We start from the raw sequence: 19,958 nt of genomic DNA, 5'->3' as shown, positions 1-19,958 counted from the left end.
TAGGCATGCCGTCCGACCGCACCTCTAACAAGACGGAGGACTCAGTCCCGTATGACCGCGCCACCCGTGACGCAGTTTCCCGAGTGCGACTTCCTGCTCTCACCCCTCACCGGCTGGACCCGCGCCCACTGGGAAGCCCTCGCCGACCGGCTCCTCGACGGGCTGCTGCCCTACGCCACCCCGAACTTCGCCCAGTACCGCCTCCCCGGCCCCCCCAGCCACTCCGGCCCCTGGTCCGACGGACTCGAAGGTTTCGCCCGGTCCTTCCTCCTCGCCGCGTTCCGGATCGCGGGCGCCGAAGGCCGTGTCGCCCCCGCCCTCATCGAGCGCTACGCCGCCGGACTGGCCGCCGGTACCGATCCGCGCAGTGACGAGCGCTGGCCGCCCATCACCGACCGGGGCCAGCCGATGGTCGAAGCCGCCTCGATCGCGATCGCCCTGCACGAGTCGCGGCCGTGGCTCTGGGACCAACTCGACGACACCGTACGAGGTCAAGTCACCGACTGGCTGGGCCACTTCGTAGGTGCCGTCGCCAATGACTCCAACTGGCGGCTCTTCCAGGTCATCACGGAGGAGTTCCTCGCCTCCGTCGGCGCCCCGCACAGTCGTGGCGAGATCGACGCGGGGCTCGCCCGGCTGGACGACTGGTACCGGGGCGGGGGCTGGTACACCGACGGCGACGGCAAGAAGTTCGACTACTACAACGCCTGGGCGCTGCACCTGTACCCGGTGCTGTGGGCGCGGATCGCAGGCGCCCGCGCGGACGCCGAGACCGTCGCACGGCACCGCGCCCGGCTGCGTGAGTTCCTCACCGCCCACCAGTACTTCTTCGGCTCCGACGGCGCCCCCGTCCACCAGGGCCGCTCCCTCACCTACCGCTTCGCCGCGGCCGCCCCCCTCTGGGCCGGCGCCCTCGCCGACGCCACCCCGCTGCCGCCCGGCCGCACCCGGCGCCTGGCCTCCGGCACCCTGAAGCACTTCGCCGAGCGAGGCGTACCCGATGAGCACGGCCTGCTCAGCCTCGGCTGGTACCGGCCCTTCCGCCCCGTCACCCAGCGCTACTCGGGCCCGGCCTCCCCGTACTGGGCGAGCAAGGCCTTCCTCGGCCTCCTCCTGCCCGAGACCCACCCGGTCTGGACGGCCACCGAGGAGCCAGGACCCGTCGACACCGCCGACGCCACCCTCGCCCTGCCCGCCCCGGGCTGGCTGCTGCACTCCACGGCGGCCGACGGGATCGTCCGGCTCGTCAACCACGGCAGCGACCGCCTCCCGCCCCCACCGGCCACGGACGAGGACAGCCCGCACTACGCCAAGCTCGCCTACTCCACCGCGACCGCTCCGGACACACCCATCGGGCCCGACAACCACATCGCCCTCCTCGCCGAGGCGGAGGACGGGACGCCGTCCCAGCGGGGTCGTATCCACCCCTTGGGTGTGGAGGGCCGACGCGCCGCCTCGCGCCAGACCACGGGGATCGAGACGGTGAGTGTCGTGCACGGGCCATGGGAGGTGCGGGTCCATCGGGTCCCGGGCAACTCGAGGGTTCGCGAAGGGGGTTGGGCCGTCGCCGACGACGCCGAAGCGCCCCACGCGCGGACCGGTCCCGGTCACGCCCTCGCCCGCCGCACCGACGGCCTCACCAGCGCCCTCGTCGGCCTGTACGGCTGGAGCGACGCCGAGGGCACGGTCGTCCGCGCCCGCGACGCCAACGCCTACGGACGCCACTCCGCGACACCCGTCCTCGAAGGCACCGGCCCGCTCCTGGTCACCCTCGCCGTCCTGACCAGGGACGACGCCCGCACCACCGGCGCGAGCGCCACCCTCGACGACGAAGGCGTCATCGACATCCGCTTCCCGGACGGAACCCGGGAGCGGATCAGTACTTCGCCAGGACCATCGCCTGATCCAGCGCCTGAAGGAACGAGTTGACCGTCTGCCGGTCCCGCACCGCCAGCCGCAGCCACTCCTCGTCCAGGCCCGGGAACGTGTCCCCGCGCCGGACCGCGAAACCGAGATCGCGCAGGTGCCGGCGGACGGCGGCCGCACGAGGCAGCCGTACGAGGACGAAGGGGCCCTCGGCCGGTTCGGCCACCGTCAGCCCGTCCGGGGCGAACTCCCGCAGCCCGGCGACGAGATGGGCGCGGTCGGCCGCGATGCGGTGGGCGGCGTGGGCCGCCTCGGCCAGGGCCTGCGACTCGACACAGGCCTGGGCCGCCGCGAGGGCCGGGGTGGACACCGGCCACAGGGGCTGGGCGCGCTCCAGCTCCGCGATGGTCTCCGGGGCGGCCAGGACATAGCCGATGCGCAGGCCCGCCAGGCCCCAGGTCTTCGTCAGGCTGCGCAGGACGACCAGACCCGGGACGTCGGTGCGGCCCGCCAGGGCCTCCCGTTCGCCCGGCACCGCGTCCATGAACGCCTCGTCCACCACCAGCGTCCGCCCTGGGCGGGCCAGTCGGGCGATGGTGTCGGCCGGGTGCAGGACGGACGTGGGGTTGGTCGGGTTGCCGATCACCACCAGGTCCGCGTCCGCCGGGACGGCCTCCGGGTCCAGGCGGAAGCCGTCCTCCGCGCGCAGCAGCAGCCGGTCGACCGTGTGGCCCGCGTCCCGCAGCGCCGCCTCCGGCTCCGTGAACTGCGGGTGCACGACCAGCGGGTGACGGGTCGTCAGGGCGCGGGCGAGCAGCACGAAGGCCTCCGCCGCGCCCGCCGTCAGCAGCACGCGGTCCGCCGGGAGACCATGGCGGGCCGCCACCGCCGCTCGTGCGTCCCGGCCGTCCGGGTAGGCGGCCAGGCCGGTCAGCGACTCGGCGATCCGCTCCCGCAGCCACGCCGGGGGCGTGTCCGCGCGGACGTTCACGGCGAGGTCGGTGAGCCGGGCCCCGTCGTCGCGGACCTCGGCGTCGCCGTGGTGGCGGAGGTCGTGGCTCTCGGTGCCCTGTCTGTCAGTGCGCATGGGAGTGGGCGCCGTGGTGGTGGTGTCCGTGGTGATGGTGGCCGTCGTCGTCGGGGTGGAAGTGCGGCTGCTGCGGCAGACCGACCTTGTCCTCGAAGCCCGGCAGCGCGATGCGGTACACGCACGAGTCGCAGTTCATCCGCAGATCGCCCTGGAGTGCTTCCCGGTACCGCTCCATCACCAGGTCGAGCAGCTCCGGCTCCGGACCGATGACGTCCGCCGAGTGCACCTCGACCTCCGGGTGGGCGGCCGCCCAGCCCTCGGTCTGCTGCCGGACCCGCTCCGGAAGGATGCCGGTGAACAGGAAGTAGGGGAGCACGACGATCCGCCGCGCGCCCAGCCGCACACACCGGTCGAGCCCGCTCGGCACGTCCGGCGCGGCCAGCGACACGAACGCAGTCTCCACGCCCGCGTACCCGCGCCCCTCCCACAGCAGTCGGGCCGCCTTGTACACCTCGGCGTTGGCGTCCGGGTCGGTCGAGCCGCGCCCGACGAGCAGCACGGTCACGTCCGAACGGTCGCCGGGGGACCGTTCGGCGGAGCCCAGCGCCTCGTCCAGGCGCCGCTCCAGCACCGACAGCAGCGCCGGGTGCGGGCCCAGCGGACGGCCGTAGGTGTACGAGATCCCGGGGTGCCGCTCCTTCTCACGGGCCAGCGCCGCCGGGATGTCCCCCTTGGCGTGCCCGGCGGACACCAGCATCAGCGGAACGGCGGCGAACCGTCGTACGCCCCGCTCCACCAGCTCGGTGACGGCCTCGCCCAGCGGCGGCGGGGACAGCTCGATGAAGCCGCCCGCCACCACCAGTTCGGGGTTGCGGCGCCCCAGCTCCCGGACGAAGTCGCGGAAGGCCTCGGCCCCGCCGTCGTCCCGGGTGCCATGTCCGGCGATGAGCAGAGCGGGCTGGGGGGTGGTCACGATGTCTCCTCGGAAGACGGAACGGGGTGGTACAGCAGGGCGTTGAGCGCGGCCGAGGCGACCGCGGAGCCGCCCTTCTCGGACACGTTGCTGACGGCGGGCAGCCCGCTCTCGCGCAGCGCGGCCTTGGACTCGACCGCGCCGACGAAACCGACGGGCAGTCCGATGACGAGCGCCGGGGCGGCGTCCAGGGTCAGCAGCTCCTCCAACGCGGTGGGCGCGTTGCCGATGACCCACAGGGCGCCGGGCCCGACCTGCTCGTAGGCGAGCCGGATGGCGTGCGCGGAACGGGTCAGCCCCGCACCGGCCACGGCGTCCCTGAGCCGGCAGACGGTCTCGCGCCGGGTGATGCCGGCCGCGACCATCTCCACGTCCACGACGACGGGCGCACCGCCGTGCAGGGCCGCGTGGGCCTTCTCCAGCTCGCCCTCGTCCATGACGAGATCGCTCGCGTACTCCAGGTCGGCGGCGGAGTGGATGACCCTCTCGACCACCGACCGGGTCAGCGGCGGGAAGTGCGAGGTGTCCAGGCGGGCGCGCAGCCGCCGGTAGGACTCCACCTCGATCGGATGGACCTCACGGATCACTGGGCACCCTCCTCTGCCGTCTGCCAGCGGTAGCCGCGCGGCGTCACCATGCGTCCCGCGATGTCACGGGTCGCCGTGTTGCCCACGGTCACCACCGTCATCATGTCGACCGTCGCCGGATCGAGGGAGCCCAGTGTCGTGAGACGACTGGACTCGTCCGCCCGCGACGCGTTCCGTACGACACCGACCGGCGTCGTCGGCTCCCGGTGCTCGGCGAGGATCGCGAGCGCCTTCGGCAGCTGCCAGTCCCGGCCGCGCGAGCGGGGGTTGTAGAAGGTGACCACGATGTCTGCCTCGGCCGCCGCGCGCACCCGCCGCTCGATGACCTCCCAGGGTGTGTGCAGGTCGGAGAGGCTGATGGAGACATGGTCGTGGCCGAGGGGAGCGCCCAGGATCGCGGCGGCCGCGAGGGCGGCGGTCACCCCCGGTACGCCGATCACGTCGATGTCGTCGGACGCCTCGGCGAGCGCGGGGGAGGCCATGGCGTACACGCCCGCGTCCCCGCTGCCGATCAGCGCGACGGCCTGCCCCTTGCGGGCCTCCGCCACAGCGGTCCGCGCCCGCTCCTCCTCGGCACCGAGCCCCGACTCCAGGATCCGGGTGCCGGGCCGCAGCAGATCGCGGATCTGGTCGACGTACTGGTCAAGGCCGACGAGCACCGAAGCCCGCTGCAACTCCGCCTTCGCGCGGGGCGTGACGAGGTCCCGGGCGCCGGGCCCGAGCCCGACCACCGCGAGCCGGCCGCGCGCGGGACGCCGTACGACGGCACAGGTCGCCATGGCGGGCCGAGCCGCGGATTTCTGCTTCGGTACGAGGAGTTCGCCGCCTTGAAGGAGCGCTGCGGCCTCCGCCACCGACGGCGTGCCCACGGCGGCGAGGGGTGCGTCGGAGGGGTTCGGGACCTCGACGGACGCCAACTCCTCGGCGGAGTAGGTCACCAGGGGCACGCCGAGCCGCTGAGCCGCCCCGACGATGCCGGGCTCCTCGGACTTGGCGTCCACGGTGGCCAGTTCGGCGACGGACCGGACGGAGAGACCGGCGTCGGCCAGGGAGCTCTCGATCAGCCCGAGCACCTCGTCCACCGGCGCCCCCTTCGAGGCACCGACCCCGACGACGAGGGACGGCGGCCGCAGTACGACCTCGCGCTCGGCGGCGGCGACGAGACGGTCGGTGAGCCGGACGGTGTACTCGCCGCCCTCCTCCGTGACCTTCAGTGCGGGCAGCGGCCAGGCCGACTCGGCCTTCAGGGCGACCGGTTCACCGTCCAGCAGCGCCCGCGAGACGGCGGCGACATCGCCCTCGACCGGAAACCCGAGCGTGTCGAGACCAGGCAGCCCGACGGCATCCGTAGCCGTAGTGACGACCGGCTCCGCCCCCAGCAACTCCCCGACCTCACGGGCGAGTTCGTTGGAACCCCCGCCGTGCCCGCCGACCAGCGACACGGCGAACCGCCCGCTCTCGTCGACGCACACCACCCCCGGGTCGGACGTCTTGTCGCCGAGCAGCGGCGCGACCAGCCGCACCACAGCACCGGTCGCGAGGAAGCACACGAGCTGCTCGCACTCCGCGAACGCGGCCCGTACGGCATCCCCGACGGGGCCGTCGTACACCCGCGTCCGCTCCGGCCACGCCGCGGCCAGCCGGTCCCGCGCAGCCGCGCCCGCCGAGGTGGCGGAAATGAGGCCGATCACTGAGCAACTCCTTCGTCAGGGGCGGGGATTCGGACCCCCCACAACAGAAAAACAGGATTGGTGGCCGCGAGCCGGGTCACCTCACCCGGCAGCGGCGCGAGCCGCGAGGAGTGCAGCAGCACCCCGTCACAGGTGAACCCGCCACCGGTGAGCGCCTCGCGCACCGCGGGCACCCGGTCGAGCGCCGCCATCGCGACCACGACCGTCCGCCGGGCCCGTCGCGCACACGCGGTGACGATGGCGGGCAGGTCCCGGCCCCCGCCGCCGATGAACACGGCGTCCGGGTCGTCGAGATCGGACAGCACGGTCGGCGCGGACCCGTGCACGGCCCGTACGTCGACCCCGTGCGCCGCCGCGTTGGCGCGGATCCGCTCGACACCGTCCCGGGTCTTCTCGACCGCGACGACGGCGGCCCCGAACCGCGCGCACTCCACGGCCACGGATCCGGAGCCCGCGCCGATGTCCCAGACCAGATCGCCGAGCCGGGGACCGAGCCGGGCCAGGGCCAGCGCCCGTACCTCGAACTTGGTGATCATCGAGTCGCGATGGGCGAACTCGCCCTCGTTCAGGGCCCACCCCGCGGGCCCGGACGCGGCCCCGGCGACCGTCCGCACGGCACCGAGCGCCCGCGCCTCGTCCAGGCACAGCACCACGCTCACCGCCGTCCCCCAGTCCCGGGCGGCGGCTTCGGCGGGCGTGACCCGCTCGACGCGCTCCTCCCGCGCCCCGAGCGCGGACGCCACGACGAGGATCCGGTCGTCGGCCCGGAGCGCGGCCCCGATCTCCGCGGGCCCGGCCCCCGGCCCGGTCAGCACGGCGACCTTGGGCCGCGCCCGGCACACGTTGACGGCCGTACGAAGGTCCCTGCCATGTGCGCTGACCACCACGGCGTCGTCCCACGGCAGCCCGGCGCGCGCGAAGGCGGCGGCGACGGAGGAGACCCCGGCCCGGACATCGAGCCGCTCGGCCCCGAACCGCTCGGCAAGGACCCGCACGATCCCGAAGAACCCGGGATCACCGGAGGCGAGCACGACCACCCGGTCCTGCTTGTCGAGATGCCGCTCGATGACGTCCAACGCGGGCGCGAGCGGCCCGAGGACGACCCGCTCGGCGTCCTCGGGCACGGCCGCGGACGCCAGATGACGCCGACCGCCCACGACCAGCCGGGCCCCGGCCAGCACGTCGGCGGGAACCGGCGCCCCCGTCCCCGTACCGAAGACCGTGATCACGTACTCGCACCCCGCTGACGCAACGCCCGGCGGGCCTCCGGGTCGGCCTTGCGATAGCCGTGGAAGTGGCCGGGGTGGTAGAGGTGCGAGCGGGTGCCCTCGGCGTCGAGCGCCGGGCCGACGAGGAAGAGGGTGTGCTTCCAGAGCTTGTGCTCCTTGACGGTCTCCTCCAGCGTCTCGATCGTGCACCGCACGATGAGCTCCTCGGGCCAGGTGGCCTGGTAGGCGACGACGACGGGAGTGCCGGTCGGATAGCCGCCCTCCAGCAGCTCCCGCACGAGCTGACCGCTGCGGGCCGCCGACAGGAAGATCGCCATGGTGGTCCCGTGCTTGGCGAACTCCCGCACCTCCTCGCCGGGCGGCATCGGCGTCTTGCCGCCGCCGAGCCGGGTCAGGACGACGGACTGCGCGACCTCCGGGATGGTCAGCTCACGCTGGGCGAGCGCGGCGACGGCGGAGAAGGCGGAGACGCCGGGGATCACCTCGGTGGCGATACCGATCCGGGCGCACCGGTCGAGCTGCTCCTGGGTGCCGCCCCACAGGGCGGGGTCGCCGGAGTGGATACGGGCGACACGCAGGCGCTCGGTGACGGCCCGCTCGTACACGGCGACGACGTCCTCCAGGGACATGGTCGCCGAGTCGAGGATCTCCGCACCCTCACCCGCGTGCTCCAGGACCTCCGCCTGGACCAGGCTGGCCGCCCAGATCACGACGTCGGCCTCGGCGATCGCGCGCGCGGCACGGAACGTCAGCAGGTCGGCGGCGCCGGGGCCGGCACCGACGAAGGTCACCTTGCCGGCAGAGGCGTCGGCCATGGTTTCGGGTCCTCTCGAACGAAGATTCACGGGGATTCGCAGGGCAACTGGATGTGCGCGCACGGGGGCTGATCGGATACGAAGGGCCCATGGCGGTGTTCGTCGCGCTCGGCGCGTTCCTGATGACGTTGGCCGGCGGCTGGACGGCCCAACGGGTGACGGACCGCCGCCACCTCGTCCTCGGCCTGGCCGGCGGCCTGATGCTGGGCGTGGTGGGCCTGGACCTGCTGCCGGAGGCGCTGGAGGCGGCGGGCACCGAGGTGTTCGGCGTACCGGCGGCACTCCTGCTGTTCGTGGCCGGGTTCCTGTTGGCCCATCTGGTGGAACGTCTCCTGGCGGTCCGCCAGGCGGCACACGGTGCCGAGGAACACGACGGCCGGGTCCCCGAGGTGGGTCTGACGGCCGCGGCCGCGATGGTCGGTCACAGCGCGATGGACGGCGTGGCGATCGGCGCGGCCTTCCAGGTCGGCGGTGGCATGGGGACGGCCGTGGCGCTGGCGGTGGTCGCCCACGACTTCGCGGACGGCTTCAACACGTACACGATCACGAGGCTGTACGGGAACGCCCGCCGCAAAGCCCTCGCGATGCTGTTCGCGGACGCGGCGGCCCCGGTGGTGGGAGCCGCGTCCACGCTGTTCTTCACCATCCCGGAGCAGCTGCTCGGCGCCTATCTGGGCTTCTTCGGCGGCGCGCTCCTCTACCTGGCGGCGGCCGAGATCCTCCCCGAGGCGCACCACGAACACCCCGCCCGTTCGACCCTGTTGTGCACGGTCGCGGGCGCGGCGTTCATCTGGCTGGTGGTCGGCATCGCCGACTGAGCCTCTGGCGGGCGCTCTCGGGGGTGTCACAGCTTGCCGCCCCGCCCACCCTCGCGCGGAGCGGGCGCGATGAGCGTGGAGAGATAGGGAAGCGGGGCCCCGCCGAGCTCGGAGGCCGGCCGCACGGACTCCTCCGGCAGCCCGAGCGCGGACCCCCATACGGCGTCGTCGATCCGCCCGGTCTCCCGCAGCGCCTCGGCCACCTCCTGTGCCTGCCGCCCGAACTTGTACGCCACCACCGTCCCGGGCCCGGCGAGGGCCTCCTTGAGCGCGGCGGCCCCGGCGGTCACCGGCACCAGGGTCAGCGGCTCGGTCCCCTCGGTGAGCACGGCACCGGAACGGGCGGCGAGATCCTGCATCGCGGTGATGCCCGGCACGGTCTCGACGACGGTCCCCGGTACGAGCTCGCCGATGGTCTGCGCGAGATACGTGAAGGTGGAATAGACATTGGGGTCGCCGATGGTGGCGAACGCGACGGAGGAGTGCTCGGCGAGCAGCTGGGCGACCCGCTCCCCGGCGGCGTCCCACGCGGCCTCGCGCCGGGCCCGGTCGGTCCGCTCGTTGAGCGCGAAGACGACCCGTACGACCTTCTCCTGCCCCACGTAGTGCAGGACGGTCGCCTCGGCCCGCCCCCGCTCCCCGGTGTCCATCACCGGCACGACGACGACATCGGCGGCCCGCAGAGCGTTGACGCCCTTGACGGTCACCAGCTCCGGATCACCGGGCCCTACCCCGACTCCGACCAGCTTGCTGCTCATGACGTCCGGCACCTCTCCACGAACCGACGGGCCACCCCGGGCTGCGACGCCCAGTGCGTGTGCACATAACTCGCGTGCACCCCTTGTTGTACGAAACCTTCGACCCGCCGTTGAGGGGCGCGCACCCCCCACGCGGGAGCCGCCCCCGAGCCGGGCTCGACGACGGTCCGATGAAACTCGTGCCCACGCATCCGCGTCCCGGCGACGGCGAGCACACTGTCACTCACGGCCACGGCATCCCGATACCCGAGCGTGAGCCGCTCGCTCATCCGCGCGGAGGCATCGAGCACCCCGCACATGGGCAGCCCGTCGAGCTCCCGACAGAGGTAGAGGAGGCCGGCGCATTCGGCGGCGACGGGAGCACCACTGAGGGCGAGCTCGGAGATGGCCTTGCGCAGGGGTTCGTTGGCGGACAGCTCGGAGGCATACACCTCGGGAAACCCACCACCGATGACCAACCCGAGGGTCCCGTCCGGGAGTCGCTCGTCGCGGAGGGGGTCGAAGGATACGACGACGGCCCCGGCGGCGGTGAGCAGCTCGGCGTGCTCGGCGTAGGAGAAGGTGAACGCAGACCCGCCGGCGACAGCAACTGTCACACTCGGGTCCGCACCCTCCAGCCCGTCCGGCGTTTGAGGACGAGGCCCGTTCAGGGCCGACAGCGGGGGTCCGGGGGCGGCAGCCCCCGGGGTCGGGACGGGAAGGGGCGGCGGGGGCGAAGAAGCCAAGACCTCAGCCGCATCCCAAGCCGCACAGGACAACGCACCCGCCCCACGCGCCAACCCGACCAGCGCCTCAAGATCACACCCGGCAGCAACCTGCGCACCCATGGCCGCGACCGCGTCCACCGCCTCCGCCCGCCGCTCGGCAACCGGCACCAACCCCAGATGCCGAGAAGGCGTATCCACCTGAGCCACCCGCCGCAGCACCCCGAGCACCGGCACCCCGGCCGAGTCCAACGCCTCCCGCAGCAACTCCTCGTGCCGATCCGAGGCGACCTTGTTCAGGATCACGCCCCCGACCCGCACCTCGGGATCCCAGGAGGCAAACCCATGCACCAACGCCGCCACCGACCGAGACTGCGACGACGCGTCCACGACCAACACCACCGGCGCCCGAAGCAACTTCGCCACATGAGCGGTGGACGCCAGTTCACCTTCCCCCGCGGCCCCGTCGTACAGCCCCATGACACCCTCGACCACGGCGATGTCACACCCCCGCGCACCGTGCGCGAACAACGGCCCGACCAACTCAGGCCCGCACAGATACGCGTCGAGATTCCGCCCCACCCGCCCGGTAGCAAGCGCGTGATACCCGGGATCGATGTAGTCGGGTCCCACCTTGTGCGGAGACACGACAAGCCCCCGCGCGGCGAACGCGGCCATCAACCCCGTGGCAACGGTGGTCTTGCCACTGCCCGAAGAGGGCGCGGCGATGACCAGCCGAGGAACGGAAACAGACGAGGAGGACATCACCACTCGATACCCCGCTGCCCCTTCTGCCCGGCATCCATCGGGTGCTTGACCTTGGACATGTCGGTTACGAGATCGGCGAAGTCGACCAGCTTCTCGGGAGCGTTCCGCCCGGTGATGACGACGTGCTGCGTACCCGGCCGGTCCCGCAGCACGGAGATCACCTCATCGGTGTCCACCCACCCCCAGTGCATGGGATAGGCGAACTCGTCGAGCACATACAGCTTGTACGTCTCGGCGGCCAGGTCCCGCTTGACCTGCTCCCAGCCCTCCCGGGCCTTCTCCTCGTTGTCCATCTGCTGATCGCGCTGCACCCACGACCAGCCCTCACCCATCTTGTGCCAGTCGACGGCCCCACCCTCGCCGCTGGCACCGAGCACCCGCAGCGCGTTCTCCTCGCCGACCTTCCACTTCGCCGACTTGACGAACTGGAACACCCCGATGGGCCACCCCTGATTCCAGGCACGCAGCGCGAGCCCGAAGGCGGCGGTCGACTTCCCCTTGCCGATCCCGGTATGCACGACCACCAAAGGCCGATTACGACGCTGGCGCGTGGTCAGACCGTCGTCCGGCACCACACTCGGCTGTCCCTGAGGCATTACGCGGCCCTCCTCTGTACGTCCTTGACCAGCCCGGCGATGGAGTCCGCCCGCAGCTCGTCCAATGTCACCGCGGTACCGCCCAGTTCACCGGCGAGCTGCCCCGCGAGCCCCAGCCGCACAGGCCCCGTCTCGCAGTCGACGACCACGGAGGCGACCCCCTCGGCGGCGAACAGCCGAGCCGCGCGCCCGGCCAGCGCGACGGGCTCGGGCCCACCGGTGGCCCGACCGTCGGTCACGACCACCACGAGCGCCCGCCGCGCGGGATCCCGCAGCCGCTCCACGCGAAGCACTTCATGCGCCTTCAACAACCCCGCAGCAAGCGGAGTCCGCCCCCCGGTGGGCAGAGACTCCAGCCGAGCCGCAGCCGCATCCACGGACGAAGTCGGCGGCAAGGCCACATCCGCGGCCGACCCCCGGAACGTCACCAGCCCCACCTTGTCCCGCCGCTGATACGCGTCCAGCAGCAGCGACACCACGGCCCCCTTCACCGCGCTCATCCGCTGCCGGGCCGCCATAGACCCGGAGGCGTCCACGACGAACAGCACGAGGTTCCCCTCCCGCCCCTCCCGCGTCGCCTGCCGCAGATCGTCCCGGCGCAGCACGAGCCCGGGCCCGGACCGCCCGCGCGCCCGCTGATGCGGGGCGGCCGCCTGCACGGTCGCGGCCAGATGCAGCTTGGTCAGCGCCCCGCGAGGCCGTCGCGCACCGGTCGTCCGACCGTGCTCGGTCCGCGCCCGCGAACGCCGCCCGGCGGCCCCGTCCCCGAGCCCGGGCACGCTGAGCACCTTGGTACGGAAGGGTTCGGCGGCCCGTACGGCGGACTGCTCACCCGCACCGGCACCACCGGGCTGCGGCTCACCGCCCTCACCGGCCTCCGGCTGCGCACCGGAACCACCGTCGTCCTGCGACGGCCCCTCGGACGGCGGCTGCCCACCGCCACCGGGCCCGTCGGGATCGGGATCGGGGTCCTCGTCGTCCGAGCCGCTGAACTCCTCCAGCGTCTCGTCGAGCTTGTCCTCGTCAAGTCCCGGCGCGTCGAAGGGATTACGCCGACGCCGGTGCGGCAGCGCGAGCAGCGCGGCCTGCCGCACATCCTCCGCGAGCACCTCGGTCCGCCCGGCCCAGGCGGCGAGTGCGGTGGCGGTACGGGCCATCACGATGTCGGCCCGCATCCCGTCCACCTCGAACGCGGCACAGGTCGCCGCGATCTGCCGCAGCGCACCGTCGCCCAGCCGCACCGACGGCAACAACTCCCGTGCGGCGACGATGCGTTGCCGTACCGAAGCCTCCTCGTCCGCCCAACGCGCCGCGAAGGACGTCGGATCGTCGTCGTACGCCAGCCGCCGCCGTACGACCTCCACCCGCTGGTCCGGCTCCCGCGAGGCCGCGACCTCGACGGTCAGCCCGAACCGGTCGAGCAACTGCGGCCGCAGCTCGCCCTCTTCGGGGTTCATGGTGCCGACGAGGAGGAACTTCGAGGCGTGCCGTACGGAGACGCCCTCGCGTTCGACGTACGACGCGCCCATCGCCGCCGCGTCCAGGAGCAGGTCGACCAGGTGGTCGTGGAGCAGGTTGACCTCGTCGACGTAGAGGATGCCGCGATGCGCGTCGGCAAGCAGCCCCGGCTCGAAGGCCTTCACGCCCTCGGCGAGCGCCCGCTCGATGTCGAGGGCGCCGACCAGCCGGTCCTCGGAGGCGCCGACGGGCAGTTCGACCATGCGGGAAGCACGGGAGGTGCCCGTCCCCGCCTCGTGCGGCCCGTCCGGGCATGCCGGGTCCGGCTTCGTCGGATCGCAGGAGAAACGGCACCCGGCGACGACCGACACCTCGGGCAGCAGCGCCGAAAGCGCCCGCACCGCCGTCGACTTGGCCGTGCCCTTCTCGCCGCGCACCAGCACACCGCCGACCGCCGGCGACACGGCGTTCAGCAGCAGCGCGAGCCGCAGATCGTCCTGGCCTACGACGGCCGTGAAAGGGAAGGGGGTGGTCACTGGTCGTCGCCCTCCAGGTCGCCTTCGAGCTCAAGGTAGGTGGCGCGCAGCCGCTCCAGCGTCTCCGCGTCCGGCTCGGCCCACAGGCCGCGGTCGGCGGCCTCGAGCAGCCGCTCGGTGATACCGCGCAGCGCCCACGGGTTGGACTTCTTCATGAAGTCCCGGTTCTCCGGGTCGAAGACGTACTCCGCGCTGAGCTTCTCGTACATCCAGTCGTCGACCACGCCCGCCGTCGCGTCGTAGCCGAAGAGGTAGTCGACCGTCGCCGCCATCTCGAAGGCGCCCTTGTAGCCGTGCCGGCGCATGGCCGCCATCCAGCGCGGGTTGACCACCCGGGCTCGGAAGACACGGTGGGTCTCCTCGCCGAGCGTGCGGGTCTTCACCTGGTCGGGGGTGGCCGAATCGCCCACATACGCCTCGGGGTTGGCGCCGGTGAGGTGGCGGACCATGGCGACCATGCCGCCGTGGTACTGGAAGTAGTCGTCGGCGTCGACGAGGTCGTGCTCTCGGGTGTCGACGTTCTTGGCGGCGATGTTGATCCGCTTGAACGCGGTCTCCATGTCCCCACGCGCCGCCCGCCCGTCGAGCCCACGCCCGTAGGCGTAACCGCCCCAGACGGCGTACACCTCGGCGAGGTCCGCGTCCGAGCGCCAGTTGCGGGCGTCGATGAGCGGCAGCAGACCGGCGCCGTACGCCCCCGGCTTGGAGCCGAAGATACGGGCCGTCGCGCGCCGCCGGTCGCCGTGCTCGGCGGTGTCCTCGTCGGCGTGCGCCTTGACGAAGTTTTCCTCGGCAGGCTCGTCCAGCTCGGCCACCCTGCGCACGGCGTCGTCGATCAGCCCGACCACATGCGGGAACGCGTCCCGGAAGAAGCCGGAGATACGGACCGTGACATCGATACGGGGACGGCCCAGTTCCTCCAGGCCGATGATCTCGAAGCCGGTCACCCGGCGCGAGGCCTCGTCCCACACCGGACGGCAGCCCAGCAGCGCGAGGATCTCGGCGATGTCGTCGCCCTGGGTGCGCATCGCGGAGGTGCCCCACACCGTCAGTCCCACGGACTTCGGGTACTCGCCGGTGTCCTGGAGGTAGCGCTGCACCAGCGAGTCGGCGAGCGACTGTCCGACCTCCCAACTCAGCCTGGAGGGAATGGCCTTGGGGTCGACGGAGTAGAAGTTGCGGCCGGTCGGGAGGACGTTGACCAGACCGCGCGTCGGCGAACCGGACGGGCCCGCCGGGACGTAACCGCCGTTGAGTGCCTTGAGGATGTGGTCGATCTCGTCGGTGGTCTTCGCGAGCCGCGGCACGACCTCGTTGCAGGCGAACTCCAACACCGCGACCGCGTCCGGGAGTTCGGTGCCGAGCACGCCACGGACGAGAGCCGGGGCGAGCGTGACGTCCCAGTCCCGCGCCTCCATCCCCTCCGCGACCCGCCGGCACAGCTGCTCCAGCAGATCGATCGCGTCGGCGGCCGAACGGGACGGCCCCTCGACCAGATCGGTCAGCTCCACCGGCACCTTCACCGGCGCGCCCGGCTCGGCCAGCAACTCCTTCTCGCTGAGCCCGAAATGGGCCGCGAAGGAGGCCCTGAGCCCCGGCAGCGCGTTCGCCTGCCCGCCCCACACCTGCGAGGCGCGCAGCACGGCGAGCACGAGGTTGACCCGTGCCTCGTCCACCGGGCCGCCGCCGAGGATGTGCAGCCCGTCGCGGATCTGTACGTCCTTGATCTCGCACAGATAGCCGTCGATGTGCATGACGAACTCGTCGAAGGCGTCGTCGTCCGGCTGGTCCTCGACATGCAGGTCGTGGTGGAGCTCGGCCGCCTTCACCAGCGTCCAGATCTGCGCCCGCACGGCCGGTGCCTTCGTCGGGTCCAGGTCGGAGACGAGCGCGTACTCGTCGAGGAGCTGCTCCAGCTTGGCGAGGTCGCCGTAGGTGTCGGCACGGGCCATCGGCGGGACGAGGTGGTCGACGACCGTGGCGTGCCCGCGGCGCTTGGCCTGGGTGCCCTCGCCGGGGTCGTTGACGATGAAGGGGTAGATCAGCGGCAGCTCACCGAGGACCGCGTCCGGCGCGCAACCGCCGCTCAGCCCGAGGCCCTTGCCCGGCAGCCACTCCATCGTGCCGTGCTTGCCCATGTGGACGACGGCGTCGGCGCCGAACGAGTTCTCCAGCCACCGGTACGCCGCCATGTAGTGGTGCGACGGCGGCATGTCCGGGTCGTGGTAGATCGCGATCGGGTTCTCACCGAAGCCGCGCGGCGGCTGGATCATCACGACGACGTTCCCGAACTGGAGGGAGGCGAGCACGATCTCGTCCCCGTCGACGTACAGGTTGCCCGGCGGCTCGCCCCACGCCTCCAGCATGCCGTCCCGCAGTTCCGGGTCGAGCTTGTCGAACCACGCCCGGTAGTCGGCCAGCGGCACCCGCGCGGGTGCGGCGGCCAGTTGCTCCTCGGTGAGCCACTCCACGTCGTGGCCACCGGCGTTGATGAGCCGGTGGATGAGCTCGTCGCCGTTGTCGGGGTGCCCCTCGACGACGTAACCGGCGTCCCGGAGGGCGTCCAGCACCCGCACCGCCGACGCGGGGGTGTCCAGTCCCACGGCGTTGCCGACGCGCGAGTGCTTGGTCGGGTAGGCGGTGAAGACGAGCGCGAGCTTCTTCTCGGCGTTCGGCTTGTGCTTCAACCGGGCGTGCCGTACGGCGATCCCGGCGACGCGCGCGGCCCGCTCGGGGTCGGCGACATAGACCGGGACGTCGTCGGGACCCTGCTCCTTGAAGGAGAAGGGAACCGTGATCAGCCGCCCGTCGAACTCGGGGATCGCGACCTGCATCGCCGCGTCCATGGGGGAGAGCGCGGCGTCGGACTCGTCCCAGGCGGCCTTGGACGACGTAAGACAAAGTCCTTGCAGCACCGGCACATTGAGGTCGGCCAGCGCCCCGATGTCCCAGGCCTCCTCGTCACCGCCCGCCGAGGCCTGCGAGGCGTGGGTGCCGCCGGCGGCGAGGACGGTGGCGACGAGGGCGTCGGCCTTGGCCAGCAGCTCGTAGAACTCCGCGTCGGCCCCGCGCAGCGAACCGCAGTACACCGGAAGGGCGTTGGCGCCGCGAGCCTCGATGGCGTCGCAGAGGGTGTCCACGAAGGCGGTGTTGCCGCTGAGTTCATGGGCCCGGTAGAAGAGCACGCCGATGGTCGGACGGCCCTCCTCGAAGGCGTGGGAGCCATGGACGCCGTACTCCGGCATCTTCTGCGGCTCGACGAACCCCTCACCGGTCAGCAGCACGGTGTCGGACAGGAACCGGGCCAGCTCGGTCAGGTTGGCGGGCCCGCCCTCGACGAGGTACTTGAGCGCCTCGGCCACCACACCGGCCGGCACCGACGACTCGGCCATCAACTCGGCGTCCGGGACGGCCTCCCCGCCGAGCAGCACGGTCGGGATCCCGGCGGCCTTCAGCGCGGCCAGCCCGTCCTCCCAGGCGCGCTTGCCGCCGAGCAGCCGTACGACGGCGATGTCGGCGCCCTCGACCAGCGCGGGCAGCTCCTCCGCGACATCCACGCGGGTCGGGTTGCCGATCCGGTAGTCGGCACCGGAAGCGGCCCGGGCCGCCAGCAGGTCCGTGTCGGCGGTCGACAACAACAACACAGTGCTCATGCAGGCGCTCCCGGTGGAATGAAAGGCAGTCCTTGCGGCGCGCCGGACTCGATGAGCCGCCACAGCGCGTCTGTATCCGCGTGCTGTTCGATGAGGTCGCCGAGCCGGTCGAGCTGCTCCTCGCGCAGCGCGGCGAACGAGGTGTCGGGGGCCGGTACGAAACGGCGGCCCGCGGCGGCCGCCACCTCGCGCAGGAAGGCCCGCCGGAATCCGTCCGACTCCAGCGAGCCGTGCCAGTGGGTGCCCCAGGTCTGGCCGACCCGGCAGCCGTCCAGGAAGGGCTCCCCGCCGCTGATGTCGGCGACCCCGTGATGGATCTCGTATCCGGCGACGTGCTCGCCGAGGGCTTCGCCCTCCGGCCGGGTGAGGGTCTTCTCGCGGGCGAACCGCACCCGCACGGGCAGCACGCCGAGCCCCTCGACATGACCCCGCCGGCTCTCGACCTCGTCCTCGATGTGCTCACCGAGGACCTGGAAGCCACCGCAGATGCCCAGGACGGGCCGCCGCTCGGCGACCCTGCGTCCGATGGCCTCGGCGAGTCCCCGCTCCCGCAGCCACTCCAGTGCCCGGACCGTCCCCCGGGTCCCCGGGATCACCACGAGGTCGGCGTCGGCCAGCTCCTCGGGCCGGTCCACGAACCGCACGACGACGCCCGGTTCGGCGGCGAGCGCGTCCACATCGGTGAAGTTGGACATGAGCGGGATCGCGCAGACGGCGACCCGCAGCACGTCCTCGCCGACGGGCGGGGCGGTGTTCGACTCCCGTACGGTTCCCCGCAGGGAGACCCGGAGCCCGTCCTCCTCGTCGATGCCGAGCCCGTGCTGGAAGGGCAGTACGCCGTAGGTGCGCCGCCCGGTGAGGCCGTGGAGCATGTCGAGCCCGGGCTCCAGGAGGCTGACATCCCCCCGGAACTTGTTCACGAGGAACCCGGAGATCAGGGCCTGGTCCTCCGGCGAGAGCAGCGCGACGGTCCCGAAGAAGGAGGCGAAGACGCCACCGCGGTCGATGTCGCCGACGACGAGGACAGGCAGTCGGGCGTTCCTGGCGATGCCCATGTTGACGATGTCGGTCCGCCGCAGATTGATCTCGGCGGGACTGCCGGCCCCCTCACAGATCACCGCGTCATACGTGCCCCGCAGTTCGGCGAGACAGTCCAGCACGGTGCCGAGCAACTGCTGCTGCCGCCCGCCGTGATAGCCGCGTGCGCTGAGCTCGCCGACCGGCTTGCCGAGTAGCACGACCTGACTGCTCTGCTCACCACCCGGCTTCAGCAGCACGGGATTCATGAGCGCGGTCGGCTCGACCCGGCAGGCCTGCGCCTGCATGGCCTGGGCCCGCCCGATCTCGGCGCCCTCACGGGTCACGAACGAGTTGAGGGACATGTTCTGCGCCTTGAAGGGCGCGACCTTGACCCCCTGCCGCACCAGCCACCGGCAGATCCCGGCGGTGACGACACTCTTGCCCGCGTCGGAGGTGGTACCGGCGACGAGCAGCCCACCACCGCTCATGAGGCACGCCCCTTGAGGGCGACCCGCGCGGCGACACTGACGCCGAGCGCGAGCAGCCCGACGCGACGGGACAGCCGTACGGCCCGCTCGATGTCGTGGACCTCCACGGAACGCCCCTTCTGATTCAGCACGGGCCGGTGCTCGACGCGCCCCGCATACGACAAGGTCCCGCCGAGCCGCACGTCCAGGGCCCCCGCGAACGAGGCCTCCACGGGCCCGGCGTTGGGGCTCGGATGCTTGCCGGCATCGGCGCGCCAAGCCCGAACGGCCCCCCGCGGATCGCTCCCGGCGACAGCGGCGAGTACGGCGGTCAGCCGGGCCCCCGGCCATCCGGCGACGTCGTCGAGCCGAGCCGAAGCCCAGCCGTACCGGCGGTGCCGCGGCGACTTGTGCCCGACCATGGCGTCGAGCGTGTTGACGGCACGGAACCCGAGCAGTCCGGGCACCCCGCCGACGGCCCCCCACACCAGGGCGCCCACGACGGCGTCGGAGGTGTTCTCGGCGACGGACTCCACCACGGCCCGGGCGATCCCGTCGGCGTCGAGGGCCTGCGGATCCCGCCCGCACAGATGCGGCAGCCGCTCGCGCGCCGCCTCCACGTCCCCGACTTCCAGGGCCCGCCCGATGGTTCGTGCCTCGCGCGCGAGCGAGGTGCCGCCCACGACCGCCCAGGTGGCGACGCCGGTCAGCGCGACGGAGGCGGCAGCGGAGGGACGTACGGCTTTCTGCGCCACGGCACCGAGCACGACGGCGCCCCCGGCGCACACCGCGGTGTGCAGGGCTCCCCACCCCCGGTGGTCCCGCCACAACACCCGCTCCACGGCGTCCGCGGCCCGCCCGAACACGGCGACCGGATGCCCCCGGCGTGGATCACCGAGCAGCAGGTCCCCGAGAAGTCCGGCGGCGGCGCCGTACGCGAAGACGCGATCGGCACGCATCGGCTCAGCCGGCCGTGGCGTCGGGCAGTG

At 72.6% G+C, this 19,958-nt stretch carries 15 protein-coding genes; 2 read left to right on the top strand and 13 right to left on the bottom strand.

Translation table 11 applies throughout. From position 1 onward, the window contains the following. Nucleotides 1-51 precede the first annotated feature (51 nt). Entirely contained in the window at nucleotides 52-1,929 is a 1,878-nt protein-coding gene (locus tag ACFY0U_RS15860) for a DUF2264 domain-containing protein (protein WP_388635527.1), read from the top strand. On the opposite strand, the gene cobC is transcribed toward ACFY0U_RS15860, so the two are convergent. Genes cobC through cobM form a run of 6 tightly spaced genes read right to left on the bottom strand, consistent with a single transcriptional unit; the run spans nucleotide 1,877 to nucleotide 8,191 of the window. After that, complete coding sequence (gene cobC / locus ACFY0U_RS15855) at nucleotides 1,877-2,953, bottom strand: Rv2231c family pyridoxal phosphate-dependent protein CobC (protein ID WP_388635525.1); 1,077 nt, start codon at nucleotides 2,951-2,953, stop codon at nucleotides 1,877-1,879. The genes ACFY0U_RS15860 and cobC overlap by 53 nt on opposite strands. Next, a complete protein-coding gene (locus ACFY0U_RS15850) occupies nucleotides 2,943-3,869 on the bottom strand; it encodes a sirohydrochlorin chelatase (protein WP_388635523.1) in 927 nt (308 codons plus the stop codon). Before ACFY0U_RS15850 ends, cobC begins: the two co-directional genes overlap by 11 nt. Then, nucleotides 3,866-4,456: a precorrin-8X methylmutase gene (locus tag ACFY0U_RS15845; RefSeq protein WP_384162509.1), complete on the bottom strand. Its 591-nt coding sequence runs from the start codon at nucleotides 4,454-4,456 to the stop codon at nucleotides 3,866-3,868. The genes ACFY0U_RS15850 and ACFY0U_RS15845 overlap by 4 nt, the downstream gene beginning before the upstream one ends. Then, nucleotides 4,453-6,147: a precorrin-3B C(17)-methyltransferase gene (gene cobJ, locus ACFY0U_RS15840; RefSeq protein WP_388635521.1), complete on the bottom strand. Its 1,695-nt coding sequence runs from the start codon at nucleotides 6,145-6,147 to the stop codon at nucleotides 4,453-4,455. The genes ACFY0U_RS15845 and cobJ overlap by 4 nt, the downstream gene beginning before the upstream one ends. Then, a complete protein-coding gene (gene cbiE, locus ACFY0U_RS15835; RefSeq protein ID WP_388635519.1) occupies nucleotides 6,144-7,376 on the bottom strand; it encodes a precorrin-6y C5,15-methyltransferase (decarboxylating) subunit CbiE in 1,233 nt (410 codons plus the stop codon). The genes cobJ and cbiE overlap by 4 nt, the downstream gene beginning before the upstream one ends. Next, nucleotides 7,373-8,191 (bottom strand): precorrin-4 C(11)-methyltransferase, encoded by an 819-nt coding sequence (cobM, locus tag ACFY0U_RS15830; RefSeq protein WP_388635517.1) that lies wholly within the window; start codon nucleotides 8,189-8,191, stop codon nucleotides 7,373-7,375. Before cobM ends, cbiE begins: the two co-directional genes overlap by 4 nt. 89 nt (nucleotides 8,192-8,280) lie before the next feature. Here cobM and ACFY0U_RS15825 point away from each other — a divergent pair, with 89 nt between their 5' ends. Continuing rightward, nucleotides 8,281-9,009 carry a ZIP family metal transporter gene (locus ACFY0U_RS15825; RefSeq protein ID WP_388635515.1) on the top strand — a complete coding sequence of 243 codons (729 nt, stop codon included), beginning with the start codon at nucleotides 8,281-8,283 and terminating at the stop codon, nucleotides 9,007-9,009. Between the two features lie 26 nt (nucleotides 9,010-9,035). Here ACFY0U_RS15825 and cobI read toward each other — a convergent pair whose 3' ends face one another. Genes cobI through ACFY0U_RS15790 form a run of 7 tightly spaced genes read right to left on the bottom strand, consistent with a single transcriptional unit; the run spans nucleotide 9,036 to nucleotide 19,928 of the window. Continuing rightward, nucleotides 9,036-9,767 carry a precorrin-2 C(20)-methyltransferase gene (gene cobI / locus ACFY0U_RS15820; RefSeq protein ID WP_388635513.1) on the bottom strand — a complete coding sequence of 244 codons (732 nt, stop codon included), beginning with the start codon at nucleotides 9,765-9,767 and terminating at the stop codon, nucleotides 9,036-9,038. Then, a complete protein-coding gene (locus ACFY0U_RS15815; RefSeq protein WP_388636249.1) occupies nucleotides 9,764-11,236 on the bottom strand; it encodes a cobyrinate a,c-diamide synthase in 1,473 nt (490 codons plus the stop codon). The genes cobI and ACFY0U_RS15815 overlap by 4 nt, the downstream gene beginning before the upstream one ends. Continuing rightward, nucleotides 11,236-11,835, bottom strand: a complete 600-nt coding sequence (gene cobO / locus ACFY0U_RS15810; RefSeq protein WP_388635511.1) for a cob(I)yrinic acid a,c-diamide adenosyltransferase — start codon at nucleotides 11,833-11,835, stop codon at nucleotides 11,236-11,238. The genes ACFY0U_RS15815 and cobO overlap by 1 nt, the downstream gene beginning before the upstream one ends. Next, the gene (locus ACFY0U_RS15805; RefSeq protein WP_388635509.1) at nucleotides 11,835-13,829 is read right to left on the bottom strand and encodes a putative cobaltochelatase; all 1,995 of its coding nucleotides are present in this window, start codon (nucleotides 13,827-13,829) and stop codon (nucleotides 11,835-11,837) included. Before ACFY0U_RS15805 ends, cobO begins: the two co-directional genes overlap by 1 nt. Continuing rightward, nucleotides 13,826-17,482 (bottom strand): cobaltochelatase subunit CobN, encoded by a 3,657-nt coding sequence (gene cobN / locus ACFY0U_RS15800; protein WP_388635507.1) that lies wholly within the window; start codon nucleotides 17,480-17,482, stop codon nucleotides 13,826-13,828. Before cobN ends, ACFY0U_RS15805 begins: the two co-directional genes overlap by 4 nt. Further along, nucleotides 17,479-18,990, bottom strand: coding sequence for a cobyric acid synthase (locus ACFY0U_RS15795; protein WP_388635505.1), 1,512 nt, complete (start codon nucleotides 18,988-18,990; stop codon nucleotides 17,479-17,481). Before ACFY0U_RS15795 ends, cobN begins: the two co-directional genes overlap by 4 nt. Beyond that, nucleotides 18,987-19,928, bottom strand: a complete 942-nt coding sequence (locus tag ACFY0U_RS15790; protein ID WP_388635503.1) for a cobalamin biosynthesis protein — start codon at nucleotides 19,926-19,928, stop codon at nucleotides 18,987-18,989. Before ACFY0U_RS15790 ends, ACFY0U_RS15795 begins: the two co-directional genes overlap by 4 nt. Between the last annotated feature and the right edge of the window lie 30 nt (nucleotides 19,929-19,958).

It is taken from the genome of Streptomyces sp. NPDC001536 (assembly GCF_042894505.1).
GTDB lineage: Bacteria > Actinomycetota > Actinomycetes > Streptomycetales > Streptomycetaceae > Streptomyces.
The sequence above is the reverse complement of the archived record's forward strand: the minus strand, read 5'-3'. Positions and strand labels throughout refer to the sequence as shown.

Bases quoted from the DNA above. Each gene is read 5' to 3' on its own strand.
- ACFY0U_RS15860 (WP_388635527.1), top strand. From the start codon at position 52: ATGACCGCGCCACCCGTGACGCAGTTTCCCGAGTGCGACTTCCTGCTC.
- cobC (WP_388635525.1), bottom strand. From the start codon at position 2,953: ATGCGCACTGACAGACAGGGCACCGAGAGCCACGACCTCCGCCACCAC.
- cobM (WP_388635517.1), bottom strand. From the start codon at position 8,191: ATGGCCGACGCCTCTGCCGGCAAGGTGACCTTCGTCGGTGCCGGCCCC.
- ACFY0U_RS15825 (WP_388635515.1), top strand. From the start codon at position 8,281: ATGGCGGTGTTCGTCGCGCTCGGCGCGTTCCTGATGACGTTGGCCGGC.
- cobI (WP_388635513.1), bottom strand. From the start codon at position 9,767: ATGAGCAGCAAGCTGGTCGGAGTCGGGGTAGGGCCCGGTGATCCGGAG.
- ACFY0U_RS15815 (WP_388636249.1), bottom strand. From the start codon at position 11,236: ATGTCCTCCTCGTCTGTTTCCGTTCCTCGGCTGGTCATCGCCGCGCCC.
- cobO (WP_388635511.1), bottom strand. From the start codon at position 11,835: ATGCCTCAGGGACAGCCGAGTGTGGTGCCGGACGACGGTCTGACCACG.
- cobN (WP_388635507.1), bottom strand. From the start codon at position 17,482: ATGAGCACTGTGTTGTTGTTGTCGACCGCCGACACGGACCTGCTGGCG.
- ACFY0U_RS15795 (WP_388635505.1), bottom strand. From the start codon at position 18,990: ATGAGCGGTGGTGGGCTGCTCGTCGCCGGTACCACCTCCGACGCGGGC.
- ACFY0U_RS15790 (WP_388635503.1), bottom strand. From the start codon at position 19,928: ATGCGTGCCGATCGCGTCTTCGCGTACGGCGCCGCCGCCGGACTTCTC.